Annotated in this window: 23 protein-coding genes; 15 read left to right on the top strand and 8 right to left on the bottom strand. The window is 72.7% G+C overall.

What is annotated here, in order from left to right:
* Window positions 1-6: 6 nt before the first annotated feature.
* Genes flgH through flgF form a run of 4 tightly spaced genes read right to left on the bottom strand, consistent with a single transcriptional unit; the run spans window position 7 to window position 3,516 of the window.
* Window positions 7-756: a flagellar basal body L-ring protein FlgH gene (flgH, locus tag ABIC30_RS17645; protein WP_020093631.1), complete on the bottom strand. Its 750-nt coding sequence runs from the start codon at window positions 754-756 to the stop codon at window positions 7-9.
* 36 nt (window positions 757-792) lie between these two features.
* The gene (flgA, locus tag ABIC30_RS17640) at window positions 793-1,935 is read right to left on the bottom strand and encodes a flagellar basal body P-ring formation chaperone FlgA (RefSeq protein WP_354455836.1); all 1,143 of its coding nucleotides are present in this window, start codon (window positions 1,933-1,935) and stop codon (window positions 793-795) included.
* Between the two features lie 35 nt (window positions 1,936-1,970).
* Window positions 1,971-2,762 carry a flagellar basal-body rod protein FlgG gene (flgG, locus tag ABIC30_RS17635; RefSeq protein ID WP_020093629.1) on the bottom strand — a complete coding sequence of 264 codons (792 nt, stop codon included), beginning with the start codon at window positions 2,760-2,762 and terminating at the stop codon, window positions 1,971-1,973.
* Window positions 2,763-2,775: 13 nt separating this feature from the next.
* Entirely contained in the window at window positions 2,776-3,516 is a 741-nt protein-coding gene (gene flgF, locus ABIC30_RS17630; protein ID WP_020093628.1) for a flagellar basal-body rod protein FlgF, read from the bottom strand.
* A gap of 255 nt (window positions 3,517-3,771) precedes the next feature.
* Here flgF and fliL point away from each other — a divergent pair, with 255 nt between their 5' ends.
* The 8 genes from fliL (at window position 3,772) to ABIC30_RS17590 (ending at window position 11,521) form a co-directional block, all read left to right on the top strand.
* Window positions 3,772-4,326: a flagellar basal body-associated protein FliL gene (fliL, locus tag ABIC30_RS17625; RefSeq protein ID WP_354455835.1), complete on the top strand. Its 555-nt coding sequence runs from the start codon at window positions 3,772-3,774 to the stop codon at window positions 4,324-4,326.
* Between the two features lie 64 nt (window positions 4,327-4,390).
* Entirely contained in the window at window positions 4,391-5,608 is a 1,218-nt protein-coding gene (fliM, locus tag ABIC30_RS17620) for a flagellar motor switch protein FliM (RefSeq protein ID WP_091681367.1), read from the top strand.
* A gap of 19 nt (window positions 5,609-5,627) precedes the next feature.
* Window positions 5,628-6,158, top strand: a complete 531-nt coding sequence (locus ABIC30_RS17615; RefSeq protein WP_020093625.1) for a DUF6468 domain-containing protein — start codon at window positions 5,628-5,630, stop codon at window positions 6,156-6,158.
* Window positions 6,155-7,021, top strand: a complete 867-nt coding sequence (locus ABIC30_RS17610) for a MotE family protein (RefSeq protein ID WP_354455834.1) — start codon at window positions 6,155-6,157, stop codon at window positions 7,019-7,021. Before ABIC30_RS17615 ends, ABIC30_RS17610 begins: the two co-directional genes overlap by 4 nt.
* Before the next feature lie 133 nt (window positions 7,022-7,154).
* Window positions 7,155-8,792 carry an ABC transporter ATP-binding protein gene (locus ABIC30_RS17605; RefSeq protein ID WP_020093623.1) on the top strand — a complete coding sequence of 546 codons (1,638 nt, stop codon included), beginning with the start codon at window positions 7,155-7,157 and terminating at the stop codon, window positions 8,790-8,792.
* A 2-nt stretch (window positions 8,793-8,794) separates the two neighbouring features.
* On the top strand, window positions 8,795-10,015 hold the full coding sequence (locus tag ABIC30_RS17600; protein WP_020093622.1) for a phosphopentomutase: 1,221 nt from the start codon (window positions 8,795-8,797) through the stop codon (window positions 10,013-10,015).
* Between the two features lie 12 nt (window positions 10,016-10,027).
* Complete coding sequence (locus ABIC30_RS17595) at window positions 10,028-10,219, top strand: DUF1192 domain-containing protein (protein WP_012317818.1); 192 nt, start codon at window positions 10,028-10,030, stop codon at window positions 10,217-10,219.
* Between the two features lie 3 nt (window positions 10,220-10,222).
* Window positions 10,223-11,521, top strand: coding sequence for a leucine-rich repeat-containing protein kinase family protein (locus tag ABIC30_RS17590; RefSeq protein ID WP_020093621.1), 1,299 nt, complete (start codon window positions 10,223-10,225; stop codon window positions 11,519-11,521).
* Between the two features lie 39 nt (window positions 11,522-11,560).
* Here ABIC30_RS17590 and ABIC30_RS17585 read toward each other — a convergent pair whose 3' ends face one another.
* Window positions 11,561-12,160 (bottom strand): cysteine hydrolase family protein, encoded by a 600-nt coding sequence (locus ABIC30_RS17585; RefSeq protein ID WP_020093620.1) that lies wholly within the window; start codon window positions 12,158-12,160, stop codon window positions 11,561-11,563.
* Between the two features lie 171 nt (window positions 12,161-12,331).
* Here ABIC30_RS17585 and ABIC30_RS17580 point away from each other — a divergent pair, with 171 nt between their 5' ends.
* From ABIC30_RS17580 to ABIC30_RS17570, 3 genes are all read left to right on the top strand, one after another.
* Window positions 12,332-13,321, top strand: coding sequence for a lytic transglycosylase domain-containing protein (locus ABIC30_RS17580; protein WP_020093619.1), 990 nt, complete (start codon window positions 12,332-12,334; stop codon window positions 13,319-13,321).
* Window positions 13,322-13,404: 83 nt separating this feature from the next.
* The gene (locus ABIC30_RS17575; protein ID WP_042674716.1) at window positions 13,405-14,307 is read left to right on the top strand and encodes an alpha/beta hydrolase; all 903 of its coding nucleotides are present in this window, start codon (window positions 13,405-13,407) and stop codon (window positions 14,305-14,307) included.
* Between the two features lie 126 nt (window positions 14,308-14,433).
* Complete coding sequence (locus tag ABIC30_RS17570) at window positions 14,434-15,759, top strand: O-antigen ligase family protein (RefSeq protein ID WP_354455833.1); 1,326 nt, start codon at window positions 14,434-14,436, stop codon at window positions 15,757-15,759.
* A gap of 361 nt (window positions 15,760-16,120) precedes the next feature.
* Here the strand turns inward: ABIC30_RS17570 and ABIC30_RS17565 are convergent, their stop codons facing one another.
* Window positions 16,121-17,878, bottom strand: a complete 1,758-nt coding sequence (locus ABIC30_RS17565; protein WP_502915843.1) for a pyrroloquinoline quinone-dependent dehydrogenase — start codon at window positions 17,876-17,878, stop codon at window positions 16,121-16,123.
* Between the two features lie 59 nt (window positions 17,879-17,937).
* On the bottom strand, window positions 17,938-18,471 hold the full coding sequence (locus ABIC30_RS17560; RefSeq protein ID WP_354455832.1) for an ankyrin repeat domain-containing protein: 534 nt from the start codon (window positions 18,469-18,471) through the stop codon (window positions 17,938-17,940).
* 134 nt (window positions 18,472-18,605) lie between these two features.
* Here ABIC30_RS17560 and ABIC30_RS17555 point away from each other — a divergent pair, with 134 nt between their 5' ends.
* Window positions 18,606-18,824, top strand: coding sequence for a hypothetical protein (locus tag ABIC30_RS17555; protein ID WP_042674712.1), 219 nt, complete (start codon window positions 18,606-18,608; stop codon window positions 18,822-18,824).
* 16 nt (window positions 18,825-18,840) lie between these two features.
* On the opposite strand, the gene uvrB is transcribed toward ABIC30_RS17555, so the two are convergent.
* The gene (gene uvrB, locus ABIC30_RS17550; protein WP_020093613.1) at window positions 18,841-21,594 is read right to left on the bottom strand and encodes an excinuclease ABC subunit UvrB; all 2,754 of its coding nucleotides are present in this window, start codon (window positions 21,592-21,594) and stop codon (window positions 18,841-18,843) included.
* 301 nt (window positions 21,595-21,895) lie between these two features.
* Here uvrB and ABIC30_RS17545 point away from each other — a divergent pair, with 301 nt between their 5' ends.
* From ABIC30_RS17545 to ABIC30_RS17535, 3 genes are all read left to right on the top strand, one after another.
* Window positions 21,896-22,513, top strand: a complete 618-nt coding sequence (locus ABIC30_RS17545; protein WP_020093612.1) for a hypothetical protein — start codon at window positions 21,896-21,898, stop codon at window positions 22,511-22,513.
* Window positions 22,500-22,889 carry a transcriptional regulator gene (locus tag ABIC30_RS17540; protein ID WP_020093611.1) on the top strand — a complete coding sequence of 130 codons (390 nt, stop codon included), beginning with the start codon at window positions 22,500-22,502 and terminating at the stop codon, window positions 22,887-22,889. The genes ABIC30_RS17545 and ABIC30_RS17540 overlap by 14 nt, the downstream gene beginning before the upstream one ends.
* Before the next feature lie 76 nt (window positions 22,890-22,965).
* Complete coding sequence (locus tag ABIC30_RS17535) at window positions 22,966-23,688, top strand: di-trans,poly-cis-decaprenylcistransferase (RefSeq protein ID WP_020093610.1); 723 nt, start codon at window positions 22,966-22,968, stop codon at window positions 23,686-23,688.
* Window positions 23,689-23,700 lie beyond the last annotated feature (12 nt).

The raw sequence follows: 23,700 nt of genomic DNA, 5'->3' as shown, positions 1-23,700 counted from the left end.
GGGGCCTCAGAACGGCAGCAGGATGTCGACGAGCTGCTGGCCGTAGCGCGGCTGCTGCACGTCGGTGATCTGGCCCCGGCCGCCGTAGGCGATGCGCGCCTGGGCGATCTTGGCCGAGTCGATGGTGTTGTCGGACTCGATGTCCTCCGGCCGCACCACGCCGGCGACGATCATCTCGCGCACCTCGAAATTGACCCGGATCTCCTGCTTGCCCTCGACCACGAGGTTGCCGTTGGGCAGGACCTGGGTCACCACCGCGGCGACGTTCGTCAGGACGGACTCGGTGCGCTGGACCGAGCCGGCCCCGTCATTGGCCATGGCCGAGGTGGCGGAGAGCAGCGCGGTGCTTCCGACGCCGAAGGACTTGCCGACCGCGTTGTTCTCCAGGCCCAGGGCGTTGGGCAGGCCGAAGCTCTCGGTGTTGGCCCGGGAGCGCTTGGTCTCGTTGCTGATGTTCGCTTGGTCGGTGACCTTGACCTTCACGGTCAGGATGTCGCCGAGCTTGGCGGCGCGCTGGTCCTTGAAGAAGGCGCGGGAGCCGGTGCGCCACAGCGAGTTCGGCGCGTACGAGACCGGCTGCACGTCCGGCATCGGCATCCGCACCGGCTTGTAGCCCGGCTGCGCGGTCGGGTCCTCGATCGCCGACAGCGCCGGGGTCAGGCCGACCTGCGAGAGGCGGTCGGCGGTGTTGCAGGCGCCGAGCGCGCCGGCGATCAGGGCGGCGGCGAGCGGGTTCAGGACGGTGCGACGGGCCATCGGGCTATCACTCTTCGACGCGTGCAGGGCGGGCGGTCAGCGCAGGGAGGCGGTCGCCTGGACGGGGGCGGCGCCGGCGGCCTGCCGGGCCGCGGGGCTGGGGCTCACCGAGACCCGGCCGGGGCCGATCACGGTGGCCTGCAGGACCTTCTTGGAGGCGACGTTGACGACGTTGACGACGGCGCCCATGCGGCCGGAATCGTTCGACAGGCCGCGCATCGACAGGCTGATGCTCGGCGTCTCGTACACGATGGTCACGTTCTCGCCGCGGGCGACCAGGTCGGGCGGGGCCGTGTCGGTGACCCGCAGCACGGTGCCGGCCGTGAGGGTGTTCTGCGCGACCTCGCCGAGGATGGTCGTGGCGCTGCCCTGCGCGTCGGGGGCGACGGATTCGCGCGGGCGCCGCTCCAGGGCGACGTCGCCCTCTCTCACCGGCTCGCCGCGGTTGAGGTTCCGGGTGAGCACCGCCACCTCGCGCAGCTCCACGACCACGCCGGAGACGCGCAGCGAGACCTGCCGCTCGCCGAGGGTGACGAGGCCCGCGACGCGGCGCGTCCGCGAATCGTAGGTCAGGTCCAGGGCCGCGGCCTGCCCTTCGAGGTCCAGCGGCGCCAGCAGGGTCGGTCCGTCGCCGTCGAGGCGGACCGCGATGTTCTGGGCGTTGAGCCCGTAGCCGGTCTCGAGGCCGCGCTTGAGCGCCGCCTCGATCTCCGCCGGCCCGAGGCGGCGGGCGGCGCGCTGCACGGCGATCTGCAGCCGGCCGCCGGTCTCCAGGCCGCTGAGGCCCAGGGCGGAGGCCGCGTCGAGGATGCGGCGGGTCTGGATCGTCCCGGTGGCGCCGAGGCTGGGCGCGCGGAACAGCGGGCGCGTGGCCAGGCGCTCGGGCGCGCCCTCGACGAGATCGGCGAGCGTCAGGACGTCGCCGCGGGCGGTGACGTCGCCGCGCAGCCGCAGGCCCTCCGCCCGCGCCATGGCCGGGATCGCCAGGGCGCCGAGGGCCGCGAAGGTGAGGAAGGCCAGCAGCGCGCGCAGGATGACGGCGGCGCCGAGGGGCATCACCCGCCGCGGGACGCGCCGCACGATCGGGCTGATGTCGTCCCCGGCCCCCGCGGCGATGCGGGGCAGGTCGAGGGTCTCGAAGTCGGGATCGAGCGGGTCGGGATGCATGCCGGCATACATGTTCAGGGACCTGAAGCGCGGTGCGGGTCGCGCGGTTAGCTGCGGAACATCTGCGTGGTGGTGGAGAGCATCTGGTCGGCGGCGGTGACGACCTTCGAGTTCATCTCGTAGGCGCGCTGCGCGGCGATCAGGGACGAGATCTCCGTGACGGCGTTCACGTTCGCCTCCTCCAGGTAGCTCTGCTGGAGGTTGCCGAAGCCGTCGGCGCCCGGCAGGCCGCTGATCGCCTGCCCGGAGGCGGCGGTCTCGACGAACAGGTTGTCGCCGATCGACTCGAGGCCGACCTTGTTGACGAAGCGCGAGAGCTGGAACTGGCCCAGCGCCTGCGGCGCCGTCTGGCCCGGGATGTTCGCCTGCACGACGCCCGTGGCGCTGATCGTCACGGACGTCGCGTTCTGCGGCACGGTGATCGCCGGATCGAGCAGGTAGCCGTCGCGGGTGACGAGCTGGCCCTGGGCCGAGAGGTCGAAGGAGCCGTCGCGGGAATAGGCGGTCCGGCCGTCCGGCAGCGTCACCCGGAAGAACCCGTCGCCGCGGATCGCGACGTCGTAATCCTTCTCGGTCGAGGACAGCGTCCCCTGCGACATCACGCGGGCCGTGGAGGTGGTCTTCACGCCCGAGCCGAGGCTGAGGCCCGCTGGGAGCTGGGTGTTCTGCTGCGAGGTCGAGGCGCCGGCCCGGCGCATGTTCTGGTAGAGCAGATCCTGGAAGTGCACCTGCTGGCGCTTGTAGCCGGTGGTGCGCAGGTTCGCGATGTTGTTGGAGATGACCTGGACGTTGAGTTCCTGGGCCGCCATGCCGGTGGCGGCGGAGTAGAGGGCGCGCATCGGTCAGGCCTCCTCAGGCGACGTCGGCGAGGCGGCGGATCGCCGTGCCCCGCAGGTCGTCGAGGCGCGAGATCATGCTCGACACCATGGCGTAGGTCCGGTTCACGTCCATGAGCCGGGTCATCTCGATCACCGGGCGGACGTTGGAGCGCTCCAGCGACTCGGGTTCCAGGCGCCCGTCGATCCCGGCGGGGCGGGCGGGCTCCGGCGAGGCGTAGAGGTTGGTCCCCTCGTTGGTCAGCCGCTGCGGGTTGGCGAAGGTGACGAGCTTGATCCGCCCGCGGATGCCCAGGTTGGTCGACACGGTGCCGTCGGGGCCGATGGCGAGGCCGGTCTCCTGCGGGTTGATGCTGATCGGGCCGCCCTCGCCCACGACCTTGTAGCCGTCGCTGGTGACGAGCGTGCCCTGCGCGTCGAGCTCGAAGGCGCCGTTCCGGGTGTAGCGCTCGCCCTGGGGCGACTGCACGGCGATGAAGGCCGAGCCCTTGACCGCCACGTTGAGCGGGTTGCCGGTCTGCTCGATCGGGCCCTGCCCGAGGTCGAGGCTGGTGCCCTGGTCGATGACGTAGGACAGGCGCCGGTCGGGCCGGGCGAACGAATCCGCGCTCGCCACCGGCATCAGGTATTCCTCGAAGCGGGTGTTCCGCGCCTTGAAGCCCGTGGTCGAGACGTTCGCCATGTTGTTGGCGATCACGTCCAGCTCCCGCTGGAGCGCCATCTGGCTCGACACGCCGACGAAGAGGGCATTCTGCATCGTGGACTCTGGGACTCGCGGGCCGCGGAGGCGGCAACGATCCATTCAGCATCCGCTGTGCCAAACCCGTCTGTGGCAAATTTTAGCGGTGTGACAGGGACTTGGTTAGCGACGCTCGCGTGTCGCGGCAGCGCGGGGGCTGCGCCGCGGCAAACCTGACCCGGCAGGAATTGCCTCCTTAACGGCGCGTTAACCGTGATGCTCCGATATCCAGGTGTACCTGGCGCGCGGTCTCCCGCGAGAGAGCATTATTCCATGGCCAAGACGCCGAAAAAGGCCTCCGCCGAGGACGGCGAGACCAAAGCCGAGGGCGCCCCGAAGGGCAAGAAGAAGCTCATGATCATGGTGGCCCTCGCGGTCCTGATCGCGGGCGGCGGCGCGGGCGCCTTCCTGATGATGCGCGGCGGCGGTCAGGGCGACGGCAAGGAAGCCGCGCAGGGCGGCGGCCATGGCGGCGGGCACGGCGACGCCAAGGGCGCCGGCCCGGACGCCAAGAAGGCCGTGGTCTTCGTCGACGTGCGCGAGATGCTCCTCAACCTCTCTCCCGAGCTGCCCCAGGACAAGGCCAAGTACGCGAAGGTCCGGATCTCGCTGGAGCTGAAGGACGCCAAGGTCGAGGAGGAGGTGAAGCCCCTGATGCCGCGGGTCGAGGACGCGCTGCAGGTCTACATGCGCGAGCTGCGCGCCAGCGACATCACCAACTCGATGGGCCTGTTCCGGCTGCGCGAGGAGCTTCTGCGCCGGATCAACATCGCCCTGTACCCCGCCAAGGTCGACGCGGTGCTGTTCAAGGACGTGATCGTCCAGTGAGCGCGCCCGCGACCCTGCCCCGTCCATCGCGCGCCGCGCCGCGCCGGGCCCCGATCGAGCACGCCTGATGGAACCCGAGGACGAACTCCCCGAGGACGACTGGTCGGCAGCCCTCCTGGAGCAGGGGGCCGAGGGCGGCGACACGTCGCTGGCCGAGGAGTGGGGCGCGGCGCTCGCCGAGCAGGGCACCACGCGCAACGCGGGCGACGTCGCCGCCGAATGGGCGACGATGATCGAGGACGGGGAGAGCGACAACCTCCCCGAGCTCGCCGGCAACGACCGGGTGCTCAACCAGGACGAGATCGACGGCGTCCTCGGCTTCTCCATGCGCGAGCTCTCGGCCTCCGGGGCCGGGGGCGTGCAGGCCATCGTCGATTCGGGCGTCGTCCAGTACGAACGCCTGCCGATGCTGGAGATCGTCTTCGACCGGATGATCCGGTTGCTGTCGACCTCCCTGCGCAACCTGTTCCAGGACAACGTCGAGGTGACCCTCGACAACATCACCTCGGTGCGCTTCGGCGACTACCTGAACGCGATCCCGCTGCCGACGCTGCTGGGCGTGTTCCGGGCCGAGCAGTGGGAGAATTCCGGCCTCGTCACGGTCGACTCGAACCTCGCCTACGCGACCTTCGACCTGCTGCTCGGCGGCAAGCGCGGCGGCTCGTCGAGCCGCCTCGACGGCCGGCCCTTCACCGCCATCGAGATGACGCTGGTGCGCCGCCTCGTCGAGATCGTGCTGGGCGATCTCGAGATGTCGTTCCAGCCGCTCTCGCCCGTGAGCTTCGGCATCGACCGGATCGAGACCAACCCCCGCTTCGCCACCATCACGCGGCCCGGCAACGCCGCGATCCTGATCAGCCTGCGCCTCGATGTCGACGGGCGCGGCGGCATGCTGCAGATCCTGTTCCCCTACGCGACGATCGAGCCGATCCGGGAGCTGCTGACCCAGAGCTTCATGGGCGAGAAGCTCGGCCGCGACCACGTCTGGGAGGGCCATCTCGCCACCGAGATCTGGCAGGCCGACGTGACCATGGACGCGGTGCTGCACGAGATGATGCTGCCGCTGAAGCAGGTCATGAGCCTGAAGGTCGGCGAGACGCTGATGTTCGAGGCCAAGCCCTCGGACCTCATCACCGTGCGCTGCGGCGACTGGGCGCTGACGCAGGGGCGGATCGGCCGGGTCGACGGCCACATCGCCGTCCAGGTCACCCGGCCGCTGCGCCGCTCGCGCACGACGATCCAGGCCTACGAGGCCTCGATGAACAACCGCTCGGACAATTAGTGCCGATGAGGGTCCGGTCATGAGTCTCTTCGTCACCCTCGCGGCCGACATCCTGGTCGCCGTCCTCCTGGCGGCGACCATCGTCACGTCCCTCCGGCTCTCGCGCCGCATCGGCCAGATGAAGGGCGACGAGGCCGCCCTCCGCCAGACCATCGGCGACCTGATGGTGGCGACCGGCACGGCCGAGCGGGCCATCGCGGGCCTGCGGGCGGCGATCGACGAGGGCGACCGCACCCTGAACGCGAGCCTGGAGACCGCCACGATCCGCGCCGGCGAGCTGCGGCTGCAGGTCGAGGCCGGCGAGGGCGTGATCACCCGCATCGGCGCCATCGTGGCGCAGATGCGCGCCGTGCCGGTCCGTCCCGAGCCCGCGCCGGAGCCGAGGCCCGCGCCGCAGGCGGTCCCCGAGCCGACGCGCGCGCCGGAGATCCCGGCCGAGCGCCGGCCGGAGCACGCCAGTCCGAACGGGGAGCGCCTCGGCGTGGCGGCCGCGGCGGCGCTCGCCATGAGCGAGCGCGCCCTCGCCCGCGTCCGGGCGCGCGCCGCGTGACCGGGGTCAAGGCCCCGAAGATCCCGCCGCCGAAGCCGGATCCCGAGGAGCGGATACGCCGCGCCGCGACGCCCGAGCGGCGCGCGCGCCGGAAGCCCGTCCGGCAGTTTCGGCTGCGCCTCATCGACGCCGTGGCGCTCGCGGCCGGTGGGCTGCTCGTGCTCAAGCTGCTCAGCCTGCTGCAGGCCGGCCTGCCGGAGAGCGCGGCGCTGCCGGAATACGGGCGCGCGGTCGCCCGGGCGCGCACCGGCTTCGAGCCCTTCGATCCGGTGACGACCGGTTCGGTGGGCGCCAAGGAGGCGCCGGCAGCCGCGCCCGAGCAGCCGACGGCCCCTCCCCTGGCCCCGGCCCAGTCCGCACCGCCAGCGGCCGGGAGCTCGGCCTCGCCCACCGAGCGCCTGCTCCTGGAGAAGCTCGGTGCCCGGCGCGACGCCCTGCGTCAGAAGAGCGACGAGCTCGAGCTGCGCGAGAAGATGCTGGGCGAGGCCGAGCGCAAGCTCGAGACCGGGCTCGGCGACCTCAAGAAGGCCGAGGACAAGGTCGACGCCGTCGCGAAGGCGAAGGAGGACGCCGAGAAGCAGGCCCTGAAGAACATCGTCACGATGTACGAGGCGATGAAGCCCAAGGACGCAGCCCGGGTCTTCGACCGGCTCGGGCTCGACGTGCTGGTCCCGATCGTGCTGGCCATGAACCCCCGCAAGATGTCCGAGGTCCTGGCGGTGATGCAGCCCGAGACCGCCGAGCGCCTGACCGTCGCCCTCGCCAACCGCGCCCGCGGCACCGCGGGGCCGCAGGCCCAGGCGGGAACGGGGCTCCCGGCGAACGAGCTGCCGGCGATCGATCCCGGGGCGCCCCTGCGCTAGGTCCGGGCTCCGCAGGAGGCGGGGCCGACCTCCCGGGACCGCGCGCCCGCCCGTCCGGCCGCGTCGTGCCGGCCCGCCCCGTGCGGCGTCCGCGCGGGCTAGGGTCCGGGGCCGGGCGCGCTATAAGGGGCTCATGTCAGAGGCCGATCCCCAGCCGCTCCTCGCCGTCGAGGACCTCTCCGTGGCGTTCCGCGCGCGGGAGGGCGAGACCGTGGCGGTCGACGGCGTCTCCTTCACCATCCGCCGCGGCGAGACCGTCGCGCTCGTGGGCGAATCGGGGTCCGGCAAGTCGGTGACCGCGCTGGCGATCCTGCGCCTCCTCGACCCCGCGGCCCGCCAGGACGGGCGGATCCTGTTCGCGGGCCGCGACCTCGCGCGGCTGCCCGAGCGGGCGATGCGGGACGTGCGCGGCGCCGACATCACCATGGTGTTCCAGGAGCCGATGACCTCGTTGAACCCGCTCCACACGATCGAGCGGCAGATCGGCGAGGTGCTCGGCCTGCACCGCGGCCTCGCCGGCAAGGCGGCCCGCCGCCGGATCCTGGAGCTTCTGGAACTCGTGGGCCTGCGCGACGCCGAGCGGCGCATGGGCGCCTACCCGCACGAGCTCTCCGGAGGCCAGCGCCAGCGCGTGATGATCGCCATGGCGCTCGCCTGCGAGCCGGACCTCCTGGTCGCCGACGAGCCGACCACGGCCCTCGACGTGACCGTGCAGGCGCAGATCCTGGCGCTGCTCGCCGACCTGCAGAAGCGCCTCGGCATGGCGATGCTGTTCATCACCCACGATCTCGGCATCGTCGAGCGGATCGCCGACCGCGTCTGCGTGATGCTGAAGGGCAAGATCGTGGAGGCCGGCGCCACCAAGGCCGTCTTCGCGGATCCGCAGCACGCCTACACGCGCCGCCTGATCGCCTCCGAGCCGAAGGGCCGGGCCAACCCCGTCCCGGCCGACGCCGCCCCGCTCCTGGAGGCCGGCCCCCTGAAGGTCTGGTTCCCGCTGAAGTCGGGCCTGCTCCGGCGCGTCACCGGCCACGTCAGGGCCGTGGACGGCGTCTCCCTGCGGGTCCGGACCGGCGAAACCATCGGCGTCGTGGGCGAGTCCGGGTCGGGCAAGACCACCCTCGGCCTCGCCCTCCTGCGGCTCACGGGCTCGGAGGGCCCGATCGTCTTCCTCGGCAAGGCGATCGACGGCTACGGCGCGGCGCAGATGCGCCCGCTGCGGAAGGACATGCAGGTCGTCTTCCAGGATCCCTACGGCTCCCTGTCGCCGCGCATGTCGGTGGCCGACATCGTCGCCGAGGGACTGGTGGTCCAGGGCACGGCGCGCTCCCGAGCGGAGCGCCGGGCCGTGGTCGCCAAGGCGCTCACCGATGTCGGGCTCGATCCGGCCGCCATGGACCGCTACCCGCACGAGTTCTCCGGCGGCCAGCGCCAGCGCATCGCCATCGCGCGGGCGATGGTGCTCAATCCCCGCTTCGTCGTCCTCGACGAGCCGACCTCGGCCCTCGACCGCTCAGTCCAGGCGCAGATCGTGACCCTGCTGCGCGACCTCCAGCGCGAGCGCGGCCTCGCCTACCTGTTCATCAGCCACGACCTGAAGGTGGTGCGGGCGCTCGCCAACTACGTGATCGTCATGCAGAACGGCCGCGTGGTCGAGGAGGGCGCCGCGGAGACGATCTTCGCGAACCCACAGACCCCCTACACCCGCGCCCTGTTCAAGGCCGCCTTCGCCCTCGAGAGCGACGCCCCCGCCGAGCTGGAGCCCGCCTGACCGTGGCGCGCGCGCTCATCATCGTCCTCGATTCCGTGGGCATCGGCGGGGCCCCGGACGCGGACACGTATGGCGATGCCGGGTCCGACACGCTGGGGCACATCGCCGAGCGCTGCACGGAGGGCCGCGGCGACCGGGCGGGGCTGCGCGCGGGCCCCCTGCGCCTGCCCCACCTCGCCGAACTCGGGCTCGGCCTGGCGGCCGCCGGGGCCTCGGGCCGGATCCCGCCGCACCTCGCCCCGGCCGGCCCGCCGCGCGGCGCCTACGGCCACGCGGTGGAGACGGCCGCCGGCAAGGACACGCCCTCCGGCCACTGGGAGATCGCCGGCCTGCCCCTGACCGAGCCCTGGGGGCATTTCCCCGAGACCCGGCCGGCCTTCCCGCCGGAGCTGATCCGCGCGCTCGTCGCCGAGGGCGGCCTCCCGGGCATCCTGGGCGACTGCCACGCGCCCGGGGTCGCGATCATCGACGCGCTGGGCGCCGAGCATCTCCGGACCGGCCGGCCGATCTGCTACACCTCGGCCGACAGCGTGTTCCAGATCGCCGCCCACGAGGAGGCGTTCGGGCTGGAGCGGCTCTACGACCTGTGCCGGGTGGCGCGCCGCCTGTGCGACCCCTACCGCGTCTGCCGGGTGATCGCCCGGCCGTTCGTGGGCTCGCCGGAGGCGGGCTTCCGCCGGACCGGCAACCGCAAGGATCTCGCCGTCGCCCCGCCCGGGCGCACGCTGCTCGACCGCGCCGAGGCGGCCGGCCGCGCGGTCGTGAGCGTCGGCAAAATCGGCGACATCTTCGCCCACCGCGCCACCGGGCGCGAGATCAGGCCGGGCCCGAACGCGGCCTGCGTGACGGCGGGGCTCGACGCGCTGGCGACGCTGCCGGAGGGCGGCCTGATCTTCGTCAACCTCGTCGATTTCGACACGGAGCACGGCCACCGCCGCGACGTGCCGGGCTACGCCGCGGAGCTGGAGGCGTTCGACGCGCGGATCCCCGAGATCCTGGCGGCGCTGGCGCCGGGCGACCTCGCGGTGATCACGGCCGACCACGGCAACGATCCGACCTGGACCGGGACCGACCACACCCGCGAGCAGGTCCCAGTGCTGGCCTTCGGCCCCGGCGTGGCCGGCCGGCCGATCGGCCGGCGGGAGACCTTCGCGGATATCGGCGCCACCGTGGCGGCCCATCTCGGCCTCGCCTGGGACGGGGCCGGAACACCGTTCCTGTAGGGAGGACACGACGTGCGGGACGACGACGACCGGCCGCGCAAGGCCGTGGCCCACGAGATCGGGCAGCCCCTCGACACGCTCTCGCTCGGGGATCTCGACGAGCGCGTCGCGCTCCTGCGCGCCGAGATCGCCCGGCTCGAGGCGGCGCGGGCCGCCAAGCAGGCGGCGCAGGGCGCGGCCGACGCGTTCTTCAAGCGGGGCTGAGGCTTGGACCGGCGCGAAACCCTCGCTGCCCTGCGGCGCGGCGATCTCGGCGGCGCGCGCGAGCTGCGGCTGCCCGACGGCCTGACGGAGGTGCCGCGCGAGGTCTTCGCCCTCGCCGACACCCTCGAGGTGCTCGATCTCGGCCGGGGCAGCCTCACCGACCTGCCGGACGATCTCGGCCGCCTGCACCGTCTGCGCGTGCTGTTCTGCTCCGGCAACCCGTTCGCGCGCCTGCCGCCGGTGCTCGGCGCCTGCCCGGCGCTGAGCCAGCTGGGCTTCCGCGGCTGCGGCATCCGCGAGGTACCGGGGGAGTCGCTGCCGCGCGACCTGCGCTGGCTGACCCTGACCGACAACGCGATCGCGGAGCTGCCCGCCGCCCTCGGCGAGCGGCCGCGCCTGCAGAAGCTGATGCTGGCGGGCAACCGGCTCTCCGCGCTGCCCGACAGCCTGTCGGGGGCGGGCAACCTCGAGCTGATCCGGCTCGCCTGCAATCGCCTCGCGGCGCTCCCGCCCTGGCTCGCGCGCCTGCCCCGCCTCGCCTGGATCGCCTATGCCGGCAACCCCGCCGAGCCGGCGACGGCGCCGGTCGCGGCCCCCGCGGTGCCGTGGGCCGACCTCGCCGTCGGCGACCTGCTCGGCGAGGGCGCCTCGGGGCGGGTCCACCGGGCGCGGTGGCGGGGGCCGGCCGGCGGGGAGGACGTGGCCCTGAAGCTGTTCAAGGGCGCGATGACCAGCGACGGCCTGCCCGAGCGGGAGATGGAGGCCTGCCTCGCCGCCGGGACGCACCCGGCCCTCACGGGCGCGCTCGGCCGGCTCGAGGGCCATCCCGACGGTGCCCGCGGCCTGCTGCTCCGGCTCCTGCCGGCGCACTGGCGCGCGCTCGCCGGGCCACCGAGCCTCGCGAGCTGCAGCCGCGACGTCTACGACCCGGACCTGCGCCTCGGCGCCGACACGGTCCTGCGGATCGCCCGCGCCGTGGCCGAGGCGGTGGCGCACCTGCACGGGCGGGGCCTGCTGCACGGCGACGTCTACGCCCACAACACGCTCTGGGATGCCGGGACCGGCGCGGCCGTGCTCAGCGACTTCGGCGCCGCCTCGGCCCTGCCGGACGGGCCGCTCGGCGCGGCCCTGGCGCGGGTCGAGGTCCGCGCCGTCGGCATCCTGATCGGCGAGCTGCTCGACCGATGCGCGGCGCTGCCGGACTCCCTGTGCGCCCTGGCGCAGGCCTGCACCGGGCCGGATCCCGACGGGCGGCCGGGCCTCGGGGCGGTGATCGCCGAGATCGGGCGGCTCCAGGCCTGATCGCGCGGCCTCGACCGGTGCCGGGAGCGGTCCGCCGTCTCAGTCGGGGATATCGCCCTGCCCGCGCGCGACCACGGCGAACAGGTCGCCGAGGGCCGCGAGGCTCGCGGCCTGGAGCTGGGCCGCCGGCACCACGGCGCCGTCCGGCCCGGGCAGGTCCCGCGTCGCCGTGGCGGCCGCCACGACGGTGGGGCGGAATCCGAGGTTGAAGGCGCTCCGGGCGGTGGAGTTGACGCACATATGCGTCATGAAGCCCGCCAGGACGACGTCCTTCACGCCGATCTGCTCGAGCCGCGCCTGGAGGTCGGTGCCCACGAAGGAACTCGGATAGGCCTTGGTGATCACCGGCTCGTCGCCCTGCGGCGCCACTTCCGGGCTGATCTGGCCGATCGGGGCGGTCACGTCGTAGGGCGAGCCCGGCCCGGCATCGTGGCGGACATGGATCACCGGGATGCCGGCGTCGCGCGCCCGTCGCAGGAGCGCCGCCGCCTCCCGGAGCGCGGGCTCGACGCCGTCGAGCCGCATCACGCCCTCCCGGTAGGTCTGCTGCAGGTCGATCATCACGAGCGCCGAGCCCCTGAGCGGGGCCGGCGCGGGGCTCAGGCCGGACAGGCCGCGCAGGGTTGCCGGATCGGACATCGGCGGTTCCTCCCGTGGGGCCGCGTCGGAGGCGGCTCTCTGAGCCCGGGACGCTACGACGGCGCGGCCCGGTCGCGCCAGTGTGCAAAGGTGCAACGCTCGTGCGCCGGGGCCGGATGTTCCCCCAGGAAGGTTGGCCGCGCGGATTGATCCTACCTCGCGCGTCGCTACATGCGCGGCGTGACCGCCCCGCCCCTGCGCCTCGGCGCGCTGCTCATCGCCCTCGCCTGCGCGCAGCCGGCCGCGGCCGCCCCGTCCGAGGGGGCGACCGAGACCGTCGAGCAGGCCCTGTGCCGCCTCATCGACGACTCGGCTAAGGCCCGCGGCCTGCCGGTACCGTTCCTGACGCGCCTGATCTGGCGCGAGAGCAGTTTTCGCGTCGGGGTGGTGAGTCCGGCCGGCGCGCAGGGCGTCGCGCAGTTCATGCCCGGGACCGCCCGGGAGCGCGGCCTCCTCGACCCGTTCGATCCCGAGCAGGCGATCCCGCACGCGGCCCACCTGCTCGCCGACCTGAGGACCCAGTTCGGCAATCTGGGCCTCGCCGCCGCGGCCTATAACGGCGGCGCCGCGCGGGTGAGCAAGTGGCTCGCCGGCGACGGCGGCCTGCCCGCCGAGACGCGGGCCTACGTGGCCAACATCACCGGCCAGCCGGTGGACGACTGGCGGACCGGCCCCGGCAAGGCGATCGAGTTCCCGGAGGGCGGCGCGCCCGCCAAGTCCGACGGCAGGTCCGACAACAAGTCCGAGGCGAAGGGTGAGAAGGACGCGACGGACCAGAAGGAGGCCAAGGGGGAGGCCAAGAGGGAGACCAAGCCGGAAGCGCCGCAGACCTGCCTGCAGGTCACCGCCAGCCTGCGCGTCCCGTCGCGCGGCGACCGCTTCGCCCTCGGCCTCAACGAGGGGCCGGCCGCCCCCTGGGGCATCCAGCTCGCCGGCAACTTCTCCAAGGCTCTGGCGCTGCAGAGCTTCAACCGCGCGCGGAGCGCCTACGCGGGGGTGATCGGCGAGGTGCGGCCGATGATCATCGGCACGCGCCTGCGCAACCGCGGGACCCGCGCCTTCTACCGGATCCGCATCCCGGCTCAGAGCCGGCAGGCGGCCGACGACCTGTGCGGCCGCATCCGCAAGGTCGGCGGCGCCTGCTTCGTGCTGCGGACCTGATTTTTCGTGATCCGCCCCGAGAGCGTCATCAATCCGCCCCGAGGGCGGTGCGGTATGGCCCGGTCGGGACAACCGGATGGGATATGACACGTCTCCTCACCGCGCTCGCTAGCCTCCTCTGCCTCGGGCTCGCCGCGTTCGGCTTCACCGCTGCCTCGCCGCTCGCGCTGTTCGACGCGATCGGCCCGCGCGATCCGGGGGGTCGGCTCGCCGCGAAGGACCAGCCCTTCGGCGAGGGTCCGCGGCGGCGGCTCGACGTCTACGTTCCCACCGCGGGCGCCGAGAACGCGCCGGTCCTGGTGTTCTTCTACGGCGGCTCCTGGCAGAGCGGCGCCAAGGACGACTACGCCTTCGTCGGGCACGCCCTCGCGGCGCAGGGTTTCGTCACGGTGCTGCCCGATTACCGGCTCTACCCGGAGGCGCCGTTCCCCGGCTTCCTCGAGGACGGCGCCGAGGCCATCGCGTGGGTGCGCGACAACATCGCCGGATACGGCGGCGACCCGCGCCGCATCGTGCTCGCCGGCCACTCGGCGGGCGCCTACAACGCCGTGATGCTCGGCCTCGACCCGCGCTACGTGATCGCCGCCGGGGTCGATCCCAAGGTGATCAAGGCCGTCGCCGGCCTGTCCGGCCCCTACGACTTCCTGCCGTTCGACCAGGACACCACCGTCAAGGTGTTCGGCAAGGCGCCCGATCCGGAGGCCACGCAGCCCGTCGCCTTCGTGGGCCCGCTCTCGCCCCCCGCCTTCCTGGCGACCGGCGACGCCGACACCGTGGTGAAGCCGCGGCACACGGTCAGCCTCGCCGCCAAGCTGCGGGCCGAGCACGTCCCGGTCCAGGAGCGGCTCTACCCGGGCCTCGACCACAAGGACACGCTGCTGGCGCTGTCCGTCACCTTCCGCTCGAAGGCGCCGGAATTGGCCGAGATGGCGTCCTTCCTGATGCGGCAATCCGCCGGCCGCTCGCAGTACACGATGCGGCGCTGACCCCGCCTGGATCGCGTCAAGGTTATCGCGCGATCGCGGGGTGCAACATCTGATTTTCCATCGCCCCGCACCTGCAGGCCGCTAGAATGGTCCTGGCCGCGCGGCGCGGCCTCGCGGTGGGACGGCATGGCTTCTGCGGACGCGGCGATCGGGATCCCGGCCGACGGCCGGCAGCGCGGCGTCGCGGGCCGCGACGTGCCGGACGTTCTGCGCGTGCTCCTGAATGGGGCCGTCTTCGTCCTGCTCTGGAACCACGTCTGGCTGAAGGACCTGTCCGACCGGTCGATGCTCGCGGCCTCCGAGGACGGCAGCCTGCTAACGCAGATCCTGTTCCTCAGCGCCGGCGCCGCCATGGCGGCGGCGATCCACCGGATCGGCGTGCGCCACCTCTGCCCCCTGGTGACCCGCCCCCTCGTGCTCTGCGCCCTCTGGCTCGGGGCGACGGCGCTGCTCTCCGTCGAGCCGAGCCTGTCGCTGCGGCGGCTCGCGCTCTTCGCCATCGCGGCGATGCTCTCGGCGGGCGTGCTGATCGTGGCCCGCTCGCCCCGCCAGCTGGCGCTGACCATGGCCGGGTCCGCCCTGGTCATCGTGCTCGCCTCCTACCTCGCGGTCGCCTTCGTGCCGAACCTCGCGATCCACTCGGCCTTCGACGTCAATTCCGATCCGAGCCACCCGGGCCTCTGGCGCGGGATCTTCCCGCAGAAGAACGAGGCCGGTGCCGCCATGGTGATCCTGGTGATCGTGGGCCTCTACGTCGCCAGGGTGGCGAGCCGCGTCCTCGGCTGGGCGATCGTGCTCCTGGCGGCCGGGTTCCTGGTGGCGAGCGGCTCCAAGACCGCGATCCTGCTCCTGCCGGTGATCCTCGCCGTGACCGGCCTGTGCCAGGTCCTGACCGGCGGGTTCCTGCGCCGCCTGCTGCTCCTCGGCCCGGTGATCGGGTTCTCGCTGATCTCGATCGGCTCGGTGCTGGCGCCGCCGATCCAGGAGGCGGTGGGCTCGCTGCTCACCGACGCGACCTTCACGGGCCGCAGCGAGATCTGGCAGTTCGCCATCGACAACATCGCGATCCGGCCCTGGCGCGGCTGGGGGATCGGCGCCTTCTGGATGACTGAGCGGACCATGTATGCCGGCTCCGAGGCGCTGACCTGGGTCAACACCGTCGACCACGCCCACAACGCCTATCTCGACACCGCGCTGATCGGCGGACTGCCGTTCCTCGCCCTGACCGTGGTGGCCTTCGTGCTCGCCCCGGTGCGCGACCTGCAGCGCGTGGCCGGCGGGACGCGCCTCGACGCGGAGACCCTGCTGTTCCTGAGGCTGTGGTTCCTCGGGCTGGTCTCGGCCTCCTTCGAGACGGTGCTCTACAACGGCAACAACGCCACCTGCTGCATGTTCATGATGGCAGTGTTCGGCCTGCGGCTGCGCACCCGCTACGCCGTCGCGGCGGGCTGAAGCGCCCCGGGCGCCCGGACATCACGCGCCGGCCGCGGAAGGCCGCGCGTCGTGAGCATACCCGTCCCGGCCTGCCTCCTCGAACGTCTCCGGCCACCGTCCGCGAGGCTTCTGTCCGGTAGCGGACGGCAACAACTTGTCCGGGAATTTGTTGGTCTGTATTCGCGCGGAGATTCTGCATGCCTGGCAGGGCTCGTTTCGCTTGGACCGACGTGACGTTTGCACTGGGCGCGAGTGCCCTGTGCGCGCTGTCCCTGTTCGTGGCCCACTAGCCAAGGGGCCGCGCCGGGGCGTCCCGTCCCGCCGCAGCGTCGAGAGTCCCGCGCGCCGCGACATCCGTCCGCGCTGTGGGCCCTCGCGGTCAATCGGGCAGTGCGAAGACCAGCAGCGCGTCGCCGGTGCCGAAGCCCGACGCCCTGGTGAACGAGGCGCCGCCCGCCGCCACCGCGACGTACTGCTTGCCGTCCAGCGCGTAGGTCATCGCCGGCCCGCTGATGCCGGTCCCGCACTGGAAGCGCCAGAGAATCCGGCCGTCCCGCGCGTCGTGGGCGTCGAGATGGCCGTCCTCCTCGCCCGAGAAGACGAGCCCGCCGGCGGTCGCCAGGGTGCCCCCGGAGAGGCGGCTCGCGCCGCGCACCGACCACGCGATCCGGCCGCCGTCCGCGAGATCGACGGCCGTGAGCGTGCTGAAGGACGGCTCGCCCCTGGCCTCCCCGGTCTCCGTGTAGCGGATCTCCGGACGCCCCGCGGCGGCCGGCACGGTCTTCACCGTGTAGGTCGTCGCCCCGTGGCGGACCTGCACGTAGGCGCGCGTTCCGTCATAGGCGGTGGGCGGCCACGAGACCGCGCCGAGCGGGCCGGGCGCCACCACGGTGCCCTGCGGGGTCGGCGGCGCGAACAGGTTCTTCTGCTCGATCAGCGGGGCCGAGCGCGCGAGCAGCTTCCCCGTGGCGCGGTCGTGGACGTAGATCCAGCCGGTCTTGCTCGCCGAGGCCACCGCCCTGGCGCCGCCCGGCATGTCCAGCAGGAAGGGCGGCGCGGCGACGTCGTAGCCCCACTCGTCGTGCGGCACCTGCTGGTAGTACCAGCGCAGCTTCCCGGTCTTCACGTCGAGGGCGACGAGGCACATCGTGTAGAGATTGTCCCCCGGGCGCGACAGGCCGAAATTCTGCGGCGCCGGGTTGCCGGTGCCGAGGAAGATCAGGCCGAGATCGGGGTCGTAGGCGGGCGTCATCCAGAGGGAGCCGCCGCCCACCCGCCAGGCGTCGCGGTTGGCGGGCGCCGCCGCCTTCTCGGCGGCGATGTCGCGGTGGAGCGGCGTGCCGTCGGCGGTCTTCTCCACGAAGCCGCCCTCCCAGCCCTCCGAGGGCGTGACGTACCAGCGCCATCGTTCCTCGCCGGTCCTCGCGTCGTAGGCCGCGAGCCAGCCGCGCCGCCCGTATCCGCCCTCGATGCCGACCACCGAGCCGCCGTCGAGGCCGCCCGCCTCGTCCTCGATGTGGAGGCCGTAGCCGGCGCCGGTGACGCCGACGATGACGAGCCCGTCGGCGACGAGCGGCGGCATCTTGAAGCCGAGGCGGCTCGAACCCTGGACGGGCTTGCCGCCGAGGGTCGCGGCCAGGCCCGAGGCGGTCTCGGTCTCACCCTCCTCCGGGCGCACCGCCTCCTTCTCCCAGACGATCCGGCCGGTCCTGGCGTCCAGGGCGATGAGCTGCCCGTCCATGGTCGCCTCGAAGACGAGGCCCCCCGACACCGCGACCCCGCGGTTGGAGGGCGGGCCGAAGATCTTCTCGGTGCGCGGCTTGTGGGTGTAGGTCCAGAGCGGCTTGCCGGTCTTCGCGTCGAGGGCGGCGACGTTGTTCTGCGTCGTGGAGACGTAGAGGGTGCCGTCCACCATCACCGGCTGGGCCTGGAAGTAGCCGGTGATCCCGGTCTGGAAGATCCAGGCGGGGCGCAGCCGGCCGACCGTGTCGCGGTTGATCTGGGTCAGCTCGGAGAAGTTGCGGTTGCTCGGGTCGTGCCCGAAGGCCGGCCAGGGCGTCTCGGCGGCGGAGGCCGTACCCAGGGCGGCGGTTCCGGCAAGGCAGGCCAGCAGGGCGGCCCCGATCCATCGCGACAAGGTTGTGCTCCCGTGTGCGGCGCCTGTCGCGCCCGAACAGGTCTTCTCGCGACGCGGCCTCACGCCTGCCGCCGGGGCGCCCCGTCGAGCTGCGCCGGCGTCGCCTGGGCGCCCATCGCCCGGGCCATGTCGGCGGCGCTCTGGCCGGAGGCGTCGCGGCGATCCGGGTCGGCGCCGTGCTGGAGGAGCAGGTCGACCATCTCGGTGCGGTCGAACATGGCCGCGGTCATCAGCGCCGTGCGGGTGCCGTCGCCGGTCCCGTCCACCGCGGCTCCGTGCCGGAGCAGGAGCTGTGCGACGGCGAGGTCGTTCTTGAAGGCCGCCCCGGCGAGCGGCGTCTGGCCGCGGTCGTTGGCGAGTTCCGGGTCGCCGCCGGCCTCCAGGATCACCCGGGCGGCCTCCGCCTGACCGTTATAGGCGGCGAGCATCAGCAGGCTGTCGCCCTTGTCGTTGCGCAGGTTCGCCGGCAGCCCCTGCCCGAACAGGTCGGCGAGCTCCTCGGAGTGGCCCATCCGCGCGTACTGGAAGACCCGGCCCGCGAAGGCCATGGTCTCGTCGTCGAGGGTCGGGGGCGGGTTCGTCTCTGAGGCCATCGCGTGCTCGTCACTCATCGCGGCTGATCTGGGCCGCTGCGGCATCGACGTCCAGCGGCCGGGGGAACAGTTTCGTCGCCCGGCTCGTTCCAGCCGCCTATCCGGGCCAGGCCCGGCGTCTCCGGAGCGCGACGATGCCCCGACCGTTTGAGCCCTACGCCGACGCGCTGCGCACCGCCCGCGAGATCGTGCGCGAGCAGGCGGGGACCGTCGTCGAGGCGGCGGTCCGCGCGGATTCCCACGCCTACGACGAGGCCTGCCACGTCCTCGTGGTCCGGATCGCGCAGGCCATCGTCGATGCCGGCGAGGCCGGGTCGGGACACGGCCTCGGCCGCGGCAGCGAGGCCGCCTGAGGTCCCGGCGGCCGGGTCAGCCCCGCCGTCGCCCACCGCCGCCCTTGTATTTGGGCTTCTGACCGCCGAGCCCCTGCGTCGAGCGCGGCTTCGGCCGCTCCTGCCAGACCGGCGCCGCGCCGCCCACCGGCAGCTCCCGGTCCGTCCCCGGGCCCATATTGTCGAGGTCGGGCCTGGCGATGCGGCTGCCCCCGCGCGGCGGCTTCCGGCCGAACTTGCCGGCCTCGCGCTCCACGTCGCCCTGCCGGGCCATCGGGTCGTCGGAGACCAGCAGCTCGGTCGCCTGGAGCCGCTTGAGCTCGTCGCGCAGCCGCGCCGCCTCCTCGAAGTCGAGGTCGGCGGCGGCCGCCCGCATGCGCTTCTCGAGGTCCGCCATCACCGCCTTGAGGTTGTGGCCGACCGTGATGGCGTCCTTGGCGAGCCCGGTATCGACCTGCACATGGTCGCGCTCGAACACGCTGCTCAGGATGTCGGCGATGCCGCGCTTCACGCTCTGCGGCGTGATCCCGTGCTCGGCGTTGTAGGCGAGCTGCTTGGCGCGGCGGCGCTCGGTCTCGGCCATCGCCCGCTCCATCGAGCCGGTGATATTGTCCGCATACAGGATGCAGCGCGCGTCGGCGTTGCGGGCGGCGCGGCCGATGGTCTGGATCAGCGAGGTCTCCGAGCGGAGGAAGCCCTCCTTGTCGGCATCGAGGATCGCCACCAGGGCGCATTCCGGGATGTCGAGGCCCTCGCGCAGCAGGTTGATGCCGATCAGCACGTCGAAGGCGCCGAGCCGCAGGTCGCGGATGATCTCGATCCGCTCCAGCGTGTCGATGTCGGAGTGCATGTAGCGCACCCGCACGCTGTTCTCGTGCAGGTACTCGGTGAGGTCCTCGGCCATACGCTTGGTGAGCGTGGTGACGAGGGTCCGGTAGCCGGCCTGCGCCACCTCCCGGACCTCGCCCAGCAGGTCGTCCACCTGGCTGCGGGCGGGGCGCACCTCGATCACCGGGTCGACGAGGCCGGTCGGGCGGATGACCTGCTCGGCGAAGACGCCGCCGGTCTGCTCCATCTCCCACTTGCCGGGCGTCGCCGAGACGTGGACCGTCATCGGCCGCATCGCGTCCCACTCCTCGAAGCGCAGCGGCCGGTTGTCGAGGCAGGAGGGCAGCCGGAAGCCGTACTCCGCGAGCGTCGCCTTGCGGCGGAAGTCGCCCCGGTACATGCCGCCGATCTGCGGCACGGTGACGTGGCTCTCGTCGGTGAAGACCAGGGCGTTGTCGGGCAGGTACTCGAACAGGGTCGGCGGCGGCTCGCCGGGCTTCCGGCCGGTGAGGTAGCGGGAGTAGTTCTCGATGCCGTTGCAGGCGCCGGTCGCCTCGATCATCTCGATGTCGAAGGTGCAGCGCTGGTCGATGCGCTGCGCCTCGATCAGGCGGCCCATCTTGGTCAGCTCCTCGATCCGGCCCTTCAGCTCGTGCTTGATGCCCTTGATCGCCTGCTGCAGCGTCGGGCGCGGCGTCACGTAGTGCGAGTTGGCGTAGACCTTCACGAACTTCAGTTCGGAGATGGTCTTGCCGGTGAGCGGGTCGAACTCGACGATGCTCTCGACCTCGTCGCCGAACAGGCCGATCCGCCAGCCCCGATCCTCCAGGTGGGCCGGCCACAGCTCGATCGAGTCGCCGCGCACCCGGAAGGTGCCGCGGGCGAAGTCGGACTGGATCCGCTTGTACTGCAGGGCCACGAGGTCGGCGATGAGCTGGCGCTGCTCGATCCGCTCGCCGAGCGAGACCGTGAACGACATCGCCGTGTAGGTCTCGACCGAGCCGATGCCGTAGATGCACGAGACCGAGGCGACGATGATCACGTCGTCCCGCTCCAGCAGGGCGCGGGTCGCGGCGTGGCGCATCCGGTCGATCTGCTCGTTGATCGAGGATTCCTTCTCGATGAACGTGTCGGAGCGCGGGACGTAGGCCTCGGGCTGGTAGTAGTCGTAGTAGGAGACGAAGTACTCGACCGCGTTGTCGGGGAAGAACGCCTTGAACTCCCCGTAGAGCTGCGCGGCCAGCGTCTTGTTGGGCGCGAGGATCAGCGCCGGGCGCTGCGTCTCCTCGATGATCTTGGCCATCGTGAAGGTCTTGCCCGAGCCGGTGACGCCGAGCAGCACCTGGTCGCGCTCCAGCGCCTGCACGCCGCCGACGAGCTCGGCGATCGCCCGGGGCTGGTCGCCGGCCGGCGTGAACTCCGACTTGAGCGTGAACCGGACGCCGCCCTCGGATTTCTGCGGCCGCTCCGGCCGGTGGGGCGTCCAGGTCTTGCCGTCCTTGAACAGCGGGTTGCCCTCGGTGAGCAGCCGCTCGAGCGCGCTCACCGTCGCCGAGGCGCCGCCGTCGCCGCCGGGATCCGGCAGATCGGCGCCCTCCGGCGCGGGGCCGTCCTCGGGCGGCGTCAGGCCGAGCGCCTGCGCCAGACGGGGGTCGACATCGGCCGCGTCGCCGAGCGCGTAGCCCGCCTGGGGTGCCTCCGCGAAGCCGTCGCGGGCGATCTCGGCCCTCCGGGTCGCGGCCGCGGGCACCCCGTCCTTCGGGTTGCCCTTCCTGCCCCCCGCCTTGCGGCCCGGCCGTGCCGGCGCCTCGGGGGGCGGCTCGACGGTGGCCGGACGGTTCCGGTTGAGCGCCGGGTTCAGAAGCTCCGCCAGATAGGTGTCCAGGGGCTTCAGCTCGGGCTTCGACGCCTTGGCGGACGTGGCCGTCACGGAGGCGGCGCGCGGTTTCTTCGGTGCGGGCATGAGAACAATATGGGCCCGGATCGCGCTCCGAGAAACCCTGCGCGGGTGCGGTTTGACGGCTTTCGTCCGCCGCCGGCCATGCCGAGGACCGGCCGCGGAGCGCCGTGGCGTTCCACTAAAGACGGTGTGGCGAATACAACCGATAGGTAGAATTCACCCGGGGGCGAACTCGACCGCGGTCCCGGATGCTGAGAAGATCGGCATGCGCGCGCGGAAATCGGCTTGCGGTGGGCCGACCCCGTCGATACTTTGCGGTGCAAAGTGGGGTGTGCGGCATGCTGCGGCCGGGGGCTTGAGGCACATGCAGGACCTGGACAAGGCGCTGGCCGACATCGTGGCCATCCGCTCGCAGATCGCCCGCGACACGGCGTTCCGCGGCTTGGGCGCGGCGACGGTCGCCGGGACCGGCGGCCTCGCGCTCGCCTGCGCGGCGGGGCAGGCGCTGTGGCTCGGCGATCCCGCGGCGCGGCCGGGCCTGTTCTTCGGCCTCTGGATCGCGGCGGCCCTCGCGGCCTTCGCGATGATCGGCGTCGAGGCGGTCCGGCGCAGCCGGCGCCTGCATTCCGGCCTCGCCGACGCGATGGTGTGGAACGCCATCGAGGTGTTCCTGCCGGCCGCGGGCGCGGGGGCCTGCCTCGCCCTGGTCATCGCCCGCTTCGCCCCCGGCGAGGTCTGGATGCTGCCGGGTCTCTGGCAGGTGCTGGTCGGCCTCGGCCTGTTCGCCTCGGCGCGGATCCTGCCCCGGGCGGTTCAGGGCGTCGGGGCCTGGTACCTGCTCGCCGGGCTCGCCGTGCTGGCGGTCTCGGCCGAGACGCGGGCCCTGTCGCCCTGGACGATGGGCCTGCCCTTCCTGTTCGGCCAGGCGTGGCTGGCCGGGATCATCCATCACGGGGCCCGGGCCTTCGATGACGACCGCTGACCGTTCCGAGGGGCGCTTCTCCTACGAGGGGCTCGACAGGATCATCCACGAGCGGGCGCGCCTGAGCGTGCTGACCTCCCTGGTGGCGCACCCGAAGGGGCTGCCCTTCCCGGATCTCAAGCGGCTGTGCGGGCTGACCGACGGCAATCTCAGCCGCCATCTGGCCGTTCTGAGCGAGGCGGATCTGGTGAGCCTCGAGAAGCGCTTCGCGCAGAACCGGTCGCAGACGATCTGCCGCCTAACGGCGGTCGGGCGTCGGCGCTTCATCGGCTATCTCGGCGTGCTGGAGCAGGTGGTGCGGGACGCCGCGGAGGCGGCCGAGCGCGGCCCCGAATCCGGTGTCCGCGGCCTCGATCCGGCCACGAAAACGGCGTGAGACCGCCCGTCCCGCCGGGAATGTTAATCCCGTTTCGATAGACCTCTACGCCACGCCCATGCCGGGAGACTTTACGATGCAAAGCGAAGCGGTGCCGGGAGCCCTGCACGCCGCGATCATCATGGACGGCAACGGGCGCTGGGCGACGCAGCGCGGCCTGCCGCGGCTGGCCGGCCACCACCGGGGCGTCGAGGCGATCCGCCGCACCGCCGAGGCGTGCCCGGATCACGGCATCGGCACGCTCACGCTGTACGCCTTCTCGGCGGACAACTGGCAGCGGCCGGCCGAGGAAGTCGGCGGCCTGATGCGGCTCCTGCGCTCGTACCTGCGCAACGAGACCCAGCGCCTCGCCCGCACCGGCACCCGCCTCAGCGTCGTCGGTCGGCGCGACCGTCTGCCCGACGGCATCCCACAGGCGATCGCGGCCGCCGAGGCCGCCACGGCGGCGGGGACCCGGCTGCATCTGCGGATCTGCGTCGACTACTCGGCCCGCGACGCGATCATCGCGGCGGCGCAGCGCCTCGCCGGCGAGGAGCCGACGCGCGAGAGCTTCGGCAAGCTGGTGGCCGGCCCGATGCACGGCTCCCCGGTGGATGTCGACCTGCTGATCCGCACCGGTGGCGAGCGCCGCCTCTCCGACTTCATGCTGTGGGAGGCGGCCTACGCCGAGCTGCTGTTCACCGAGCGGATGTGGCCCGATTTCGGACCCGACGATCTCGCCGAGGCCGTGGCCGAGTTCGGCCGCCGGGAGCGCCGGTTCGGCGGCCTGAAGGCGCCGGCCGTCCCGGCCGCCGCCTGAGGCGGCTTGACG

This window comes from Methylobacterium sp. 1030 (genome assembly GCF_040544715.1).
In the GTDB taxonomy this organism is placed as follows: Bacteria; Pseudomonadota; Alphaproteobacteria; order Rhizobiales; family Beijerinckiaceae; genus Methylobacterium.
Note: the sequence above shows the minus strand (reverse complement) of the source record. Positions and strands in the feature narration are given on the sequence as shown.

What these genes read in the sequence shown, in the direction of transcription:
- flgF (WP_020093628.1), bottom strand. Translation starts at nt 3,516, where the DNA reads ATGCAGAATGCCCTCTTCGTCGGCGTGTCGAGCCAGATGGCGCTCCAG.
- ABIC30_RS17570 (WP_354455833.1), top strand. Translation starts at nt 14,434, where the DNA reads ATGGCTTCTGCGGACGCGGCGATCGGGATCCCGGCCGACGGCCGGCAG.
- ABIC30_RS17535 (WP_020093610.1), top strand. Translation starts at nt 22,966, where the DNA reads ATGCAAAGCGAAGCGGTGCCGGGAGCCCTGCACGCCGCGATCATCATG.
- flgA (WP_354455836.1), bottom strand. Translation starts at nt 1,935, where the DNA reads ATGTATGCCGGCATGCATCCCGACCCGCTCGATCCCGACTTCGAGACC.
- fliL (WP_354455835.1), top strand. Translation starts at nt 3,772, where the DNA reads ATGGCCAAGACGCCGAAAAAGGCCTCCGCCGAGGACGGCGAGACCAAA.
- ABIC30_RS17615 (WP_020093625.1), top strand. Translation starts at nt 5,628, where the DNA reads ATGAGTCTCTTCGTCACCCTCGCGGCCGACATCCTGGTCGCCGTCCTC.
- flgH (WP_020093631.1), bottom strand. Translation starts at nt 756, where the DNA reads ATGGCCCGTCGCACCGTCCTGAACCCGCTCGCCGCCGCCCTGATCGCC.
- ABIC30_RS17545 (WP_020093612.1), top strand. Translation starts at nt 21,896, where the DNA reads ATGCAGGACCTGGACAAGGCGCTGGCCGACATCGTGGCCATCCGCTCG.
- ABIC30_RS17605 (WP_020093623.1), top strand. Translation starts at nt 7,155, where the DNA reads ATGTCAGAGGCCGATCCCCAGCCGCTCCTCGCCGTCGAGGACCTCTCC.
- ABIC30_RS17560 (WP_354455832.1), bottom strand. Translation starts at nt 18,471, where the DNA reads ATGGCCTCAGAGACGAACCCGCCCCCGACCCTCGACGACGAGACCATG.
- uvrB (WP_020093613.1), bottom strand. Translation starts at nt 21,594, where the DNA reads ATGCCCGCACCGAAGAAACCGCGCGCCGCCTCCGTGACGGCCACGTCC.
- ABIC30_RS17575 (WP_042674716.1), top strand. Translation starts at nt 13,405, where the DNA reads ATGACACGTCTCCTCACCGCGCTCGCTAGCCTCCTCTGCCTCGGGCTC.
- ABIC30_RS17585 (WP_020093620.1), bottom strand. Translation starts at nt 12,160, where the DNA reads ATGTCCGATCCGGCAACCCTGCGCGGCCTGTCCGGCCTGAGCCCCGCG.
- flgG (WP_020093629.1), bottom strand. Translation starts at nt 2,762, where the DNA reads ATGCGCGCCCTCTACTCCGCCGCCACCGGCATGGCGGCCCAGGAACTC.
- ABIC30_RS17540 (WP_020093611.1), top strand. Translation starts at nt 22,500, where the DNA reads ATGACGACCGCTGACCGTTCCGAGGGGCGCTTCTCCTACGAGGGGCTC.
- ABIC30_RS17555 (WP_042674712.1), top strand. Translation starts at nt 18,606, where the DNA reads ATGCCCCGACCGTTTGAGCCCTACGCCGACGCGCTGCGCACCGCCCGC.
- ABIC30_RS17580 (WP_020093619.1), top strand. Translation starts at nt 12,332, where the DNA reads ATGCGCGGCGTGACCGCCCCGCCCCTGCGCCTCGGCGCGCTGCTCATC.